Here is a 6,348-nt window from a genome sequence, read left to right as displayed (position 1 = left end):
CTCGATGATATTGTGCTGGAAATAATTCTGATGGATCAATACCAGCCCTTTCTCATCGGCAAGATCGGCCATCCGCCGCAACCGGTCCCAATACCAGCTATTAAATTTTGTCAGATCATATTTACTAAGACCATCCCAGGCGGTATCACGCCCGCTGCGCGCATAGGGCAGCTCATAAAAGGGAGGCCAGACATCTCCATCCATCCGGCGGATCCGTTCATGGTCATCCCGGCGGCGATCGTACCAGAGTCCATAGTTGTGATCCATGGCGATGATATGACGGCGCTCCATCGTGTCCGTCAACGCATCCAGGTCATCGGTCAGACCGGTACCGGTTCGGCCCGGCACCCAACGCGTTATGGCAGGTTTGGCCTCCGCGACGCCGTAGGGCCTTACCGTACCCGTCCACCACGGCTCATAATCGCGACGACCCGCCAATACCATTTTCCCCCTCACCAGCCAGCCATTCACCACCCGCATGGGTTCGGCCAATCGCCGGACCGTTGGCGCTCCGGCTTCCGGCGCCTTATAACCGATCTTATCGATCGTACTCGCCCCATCCGCCGAAACAGGTATAGGGTTTCTTTCCGCCGCCTGATCGATCCATTCGGTCATCTGTACCCGCGGTTTTTTGGAAAGCGCGATAAGATCCGCCGCCTGCTTCACCGTGGGACTGCTCGACGCCTCGGTCTCCATCGGAAGCACCTGGCCCCTCGCCGCAACAGAAGCGCCAAGCCGTTCCGCAAGCTGGGCATAATAAAAACTGCGGGGCTGGATGGTCGAATTGGACTCGCCCCAGTATCCGTCACCGCCAAACTGCGCCCAGGAACCAAATGCCCAGTTTTGGGCGCCAGGCGGACGGTAACAATTGATCCGGGCCGCCGTACAGTTCCAGAAAACACTGTTGGCCGCACACCATCCCGCTCCCTGCCCATCCTGTTCCCGGTTGCCATAACTCAGTACCTGCGCATCGATGTTCACCACATCGAAAAGAATGCCGGAAGCCCAGCTATCGATCGCACCGCTTAGACTATAGGGATGACTCGACTGACATTGGACAAAGGCATTGGGACCCGGAGCACAAAACCCGACGGAAAAATCATGAAAGGCGTACTCGGAATACAAACGCTGAAAAAGCGTCTGGCCGCCGGAAGTAAAAAAAGCGTTCCTGCGCTGGCCCCCTATCTCCGAGATGGGCGCCAGGTATTTACAATCTTCTACCGTTACCCGGTTGGCCGTCTCGAGTACCGCAACGGCTGAGCCGGCAAAATGCCGCACTACCACCTGCCGCACCCAGGCATCGGAAACATTTTCCAGCGTAATGGCCATCCAGCTATGCGCCTCATCTTTGCTATTTTTCGGATCATATTCCGACCTGCATTCGAGATTCTCTACGCCCACGGTTTCGATTCGGCCGGGCCATCGATAACGGGCGACGCGTCCGCCGCCGAAAGCAGTATCCAACGCGGTGGTCAGCGGCGCATCCAACACGACTTCCCCCCCATCGATTGCAACGACCGTCCGGTCCCAGAATACATCCCGCTGCCCCGGCTTCCAGCCCAGCGCAGAGATCCCGCCCCCAAACGTCTCCATCCCCAGTTGATGGATCCATCCCGCCGTCGAAGGACGATGTACGAGGATCCTGTCTCCCGCCTTAAAGGAATTGCCCCCCGCCAGTCGAAGACGGCTTGCATTGACAGGAACATAACTATCCGCAATATTGATCTCTTTTTCGACTACCCGGTCATTTTTCCCCGCGACCCGGATCAGGGTCCGGCGATCATGACCCGCGGCCAGGAGCACGGTGCCCCCTTCTCCCATCCCACTGCCCCGGAGGACGACCCCCGACTGACGGATGACAAGCCCCCCGCCAATTTCATATTGACCGCTCTCCAGGAGTACGGCGCCACGGATCCCCTGCCGGTCGGCCGGTAAGGACGCGACATGATCCAATGCGGCCTGGATCCGAAGCGTTGCGTCACCAGGCTTTAACGGAACGACAACCCGCACAGGCACATCCGGTATGGACGCATCACCGCCTTTATAGCCACTAAAAGAAAAATCGGGTATCCTGTCCCCATTGACTTCCGGAGCGTAGACCAGGTGACCACCCTTCGCTGCCGCCACAGGAGGAGGCGGCTCAGGCGCCTTTACCTTTTTCTGGGCGATCACAGAGACGGACACTAACAGGCCGGCGGAAAGAGTCCCCACCAGTAAGGACAGACGAAATCTTGGGTCGAAGCGCATACACTCTATATCAATTTATCAATCAAATGATCGGTGTCAGTACATAGGCAGTCGGTCTTATCTTATTTTATTTTACTTTACCGGTTTCTCCCCTTTCAGGGCCGATGTATTCAGGTAGACTTCGATATTCGAGTATCCGCCGCCATCCGCAGCCGGACGGGCAGAATCATTCGGGTCCTTTGGATTAAGACCATGCCTGACTTCCCAGTCATCGGGCAGCCCGTCTTTGTCTGAATCTTTGTAGGGAGCGCCCTTATAATCCGGATAACCACCCACCTCGACGATATTGGTGATGATGCCTATCTTATAGGAGTCCTTCGGCAATTTACGAACTTTGAACTGGCTCATCGTGTCCGTATTCACTTCTTTATACGCGATCTTCCCGGTACGTACCTGTTCCACTATACGGGCATCCACCGCATCCCGATGCGGCAAGGTAGCCCCCACATTCGCCAGAACGAAATGATAGGCTTCCTCCGTCGGCATGATCTTTACAGGGGGCATGGGGAAGGGCTTGTCGACCTTCATATAGTCCTTATACTTACCCGCATCCTTCTCTTCATCGACCTGCACCCCGCCGGCCCAGTTATCCTTCGTGATCCCAGGATATCCATCCATGATATTGCCATTTACATAGGCCCTTCCAAATACCCGGTACTTGAGCTTGCTCCGGCCCGATTCCGGTTTCAGGATCCGATGCCCCACCGCTTCATCCTTTGGCGTAACGGGCCCCGGTTTGAAATAGTTATTGATGATATTGAAAAGACTGGTATAATCACCCCCATCCATGCTGCGGTGATGCCAGTTAAAAACGATATTGTTCACGAAATTAAAGACGCCGTTCCATCCGATCGAAGGATTGCGGCCGGTATTATCCGCCCAGAGATTGCGCACAAGCATGCAATTCTCTCCGCCCATGGTGGTGCCAAATGCGTGGTTCCAGGTGTCCAGCGATTCGGCGGAGATACAGTTTTCGATGGTGATATTGACCGTACCCAGCTTTTCTTCCTTGGAACCATCACCGGGATCGAACATATGCCGGTACATGGAAAAATTCTCATCAAGCCCCCAACTCGTGGAGACATGATCGACCATGATGTTTCCAACTGGATTACCCCCCAACGCATCATCACGCCGACCTACATTGGTCTCGCCGCGGCGAAATCGCATATACCGGATGATTACGTCATGCGTGTTCACCCAGAATGACTCCCCTGCAACGCAGACCCCATCCCCCGGAGCCGATTGCCCTTCGATCGAGATATAAGGTGCGCGGACGATAATGGGACTGTTGATATGGATGATCCCGGCCACGTTAAAAACCACGATCCGGGCGCCGCCCTGCTCACAGGCCCAGCGAAGCGTGCCGGGACCGCTATCGGCCAGGCTCGTGACTACAAGGACTTTCCCGCCATGACCGCCAAAACTATGCGCGCCGCCCCCTTCCGCACCCGGAAATGCAAGGATCGGAGATTGCGGAAGATCCGTAGGCCGGGCCGCCCAGGGAATATAAGGCTTACCATGCCTGGCATCATTGTCGACGATAGGCAACGCCACCTGCCAGGCAGAATCCGAACGGCGATAGGTCTCTTTGATCAACTCGTCGGACTGCACTTGTACATCATGCGGGATCTTAGGGTACTGTGCCGCGGCGGGCTTTACGATGCTAAGGGAGCTTGACAGCGCCACCAACATAAAAAATCTATTCTTCATTTGTAAATATTTCATTGCAAAAAAGTCTTCCTTATTTCAACGGATCAAACGGACCACCCCAGGTATTGTTCTGCTGCAGGTTCGCATTGTTCTGCAAGGAGCCCAGCGGAATGCCGAAGAAATAGTCGGCGCTCTGCACCGCCAGCGGATAGGTATCCAGGGTCTGTACGCTCACCGTAAAGTTGGTCGAATAAACGTTGTCCAGCGACGTATTGGCTGCCGCGTCCCTCGTGCTCAAAAGATAGTCGGTATAGGAGGTATTGTTCTTCAGCGTAACGACCATCTTATTCCTCATCTTCCCGTTCAAGGTGCTCTCCAGCAGCTTGCGGCGCCGCAGGTCGAAATACCGTTTTCCTTCGAAGGCCAGCTCGATTTGCCGCTCGTGCATAATGGCGTTGATCATCTGGTCATGATTCATCCCGGCAGCCAGGCCATAAAGATTATCACTGCCCGCGTCGATCCCTGCCCTTTTACGGATAGCGATAAGATTCGCATAGGCTTCCTGCGCAACTCCCAGATTACCTATCTCCGCCGCACACTCCGCCTGGTTCAACAGGACTTCAGCGTACCGAATCTCGATCCAGTCGGTACCCCCATAGGTGAGATTGGCCAGGGTCAGCGACGGATCGACTCCCTTGCGCAGGTAAAATCCCGAGCTGCTGGCAGAAGACTCCGTGCTGGCCGTCTTCGTGGGACTGCTCTTGGTGTTGGGATAGTAATAGGTCCAGAGACGATACGTGGAATTACCGTTAAGCCCCCAGACACAGCCATTATACGCAATGGTCTCATAGAAACGGGGGTCCCTGTTATCATAGAATGTCTGCAGGCTGTAGGGATAGCTGCTGCTCAGGGTGTCCTTGCCGTCCTTCATCGGGAACGACGCGGCCAGTTCCCAGGTCGGGTTATTGGATCCGCCGCTCGTCGAAAGGTACTTCGGTCTCGAGCCGGCATCATAGGTCTCATTGTTCCTGTCATTGTCCACGTCGGTAGTATTGTACTCCGTCACCCATACGGCCTCGGGATTGCGCGGAGTGCTGCCCCCGGCGCTGCCTTCCGTCGTCCACATGGTGTAATCCCACTTCTTATAAAGACCAAAGCCATTGGCAGAAAGGGTAGCGATGGCCGCCGTATTGGCGTCATATGCCGCCCGCCACCTGGTGACGTCATTACCGGGATTGAACTGCGGGCTCGCCCAGGTCAGCAGCACACGCCCCAGAAAGGCTTGCGCGGCACCCGCCGTGATACGGCCATAGTCCGCATTGTTACCCCACCACACCGGACAATAGGCGACTGCGCTGTCCAGGTCCCGCACGATCTGATTAAAGGTCTCGGTCGTCGTGTTCCTGGGCAGGTTCGCGGCCGCCTTCGCAGCCGGACCAACGGCATCCAGCGGTGTAGTCACCAGCGGCACGCCGCCATAAAGCTTCACCAGCTCAAAATACCGGTAGGCGCGCCAGAAAAAGGCCTGCCCGTTAAAATGCCTCTTGACACTCGGGTCCAGCGTCCCGGCATTCATGTTCTGAATGAACATATTAATGGTCCTTATCTTAAAATAGTTGCCGCTGGTAGCCTGCGTGCCGATATCCGTAACGAGTTCACTGGTTACCGTGCCTTTTACATAGGCGTTGTCCCCATACTGCTCATCGGTAAGAGAAGAATAGGAGCCACCAAGCGTTCCACCCGAGTTGCCAAACCAGCCGGGCTGGTTCTGGCTATAGATATAGTCTATGTCCAGCTTGGCCACCGTCGAATCATTGAACACCTGTGAAGGCGTAAAATTGCTGATGTCCTGCTTATCCAATACTTTCTTGCAGCCGGCGGATACCAGGGTACCGATCGCTGCTATTATGATGATAGATGATGCTTTTTTCATGTTTGCTTGATTTAAAATCCAACATTTATACCTGCCGTGATCGTCCTGAGCGTCGGATACGTATACAGCGACGTCGACATATCCCGATAATGTTTAGGGAAAGGATTGATGAACTGTACGGGATTGGTCGCCACTACATAGAACCGCGAGCTGACAATACCCGCCTTTTTGCTCCATGCCGAGGGGAGCGTATAGCTCAATGTAGCATTGGAGATATTCAGCGTCGTAGCCCTCACCAGCCAGAAATCGGTCGTCAACTTATAATCGCTTACGAAATAAGGCGCCGGGTATTTCGCACCGGTATTTGCCGGCGTCCAGTGGTCTGCCCAATAGGCAGCTCGGTTATCCGTTATCGAGTAGCCGGAGGAAGCATTGTTATTGCCAGGCACTAAACCGTCAATGGTCGTCCACCCGCCCCAGGATGCACCCATGATCACATTCAGGCTCAACGATCCATAGTTCACGCTCCAGTTAAGACCCAGGCTGTAGTGATTGTTTTGCTTCTTATTCAGATA

The 6,348-nt window shown here is 54.9% G+C and carries 3 protein-coding genes and 1 pseudogene; all 4 read right to left on the bottom strand.

The annotated features are described in order from the left end of the window. Positions 1-2,247: DUF6298 domain-containing protein (locus VGM48_RS11480; protein WP_331579156.1), on the bottom strand; the 2,247-nt coding region annotated here is incomplete at its 3' end. A gap of 72 nt (positions 2,248-2,319) precedes the next feature. Continuing rightward, a complete protein-coding gene (locus VGM48_RS11475) occupies positions 2,320-3,960 on the bottom strand; it encodes a polysaccharide lyase (RefSeq protein ID WP_331579154.1) in 1,641 nt (546 codons plus the stop codon). A gap of 31 nt (positions 3,961-3,991) precedes the next feature. Further along, the gene (locus VGM48_RS11470; RefSeq protein WP_331579152.1) at positions 3,992-5,833 is read right to left on the bottom strand and encodes a RagB/SusD family nutrient uptake outer membrane protein; all 1,842 of its coding nucleotides are present in this window, start codon (positions 5,831-5,833) and stop codon (positions 3,992-3,994) included. Between the two features lie 11 nt (positions 5,834-5,844). After that, positions 5,845-6,348: pseudogene (locus VGM48_RS11465) on the bottom strand (hypothetical protein); the annotation flags it as partial.

Origin of the sequence: Puia sp. (assembly GCF_036500295.1) — a bacterium.
Taxonomy (GTDB): domain Bacteria; phylum Bacteroidota; class Bacteroidia; order Chitinophagales; family Chitinophagaceae; genus Puia.
This window is presented reverse-complemented; position numbering and strand designations above follow the sequence as displayed.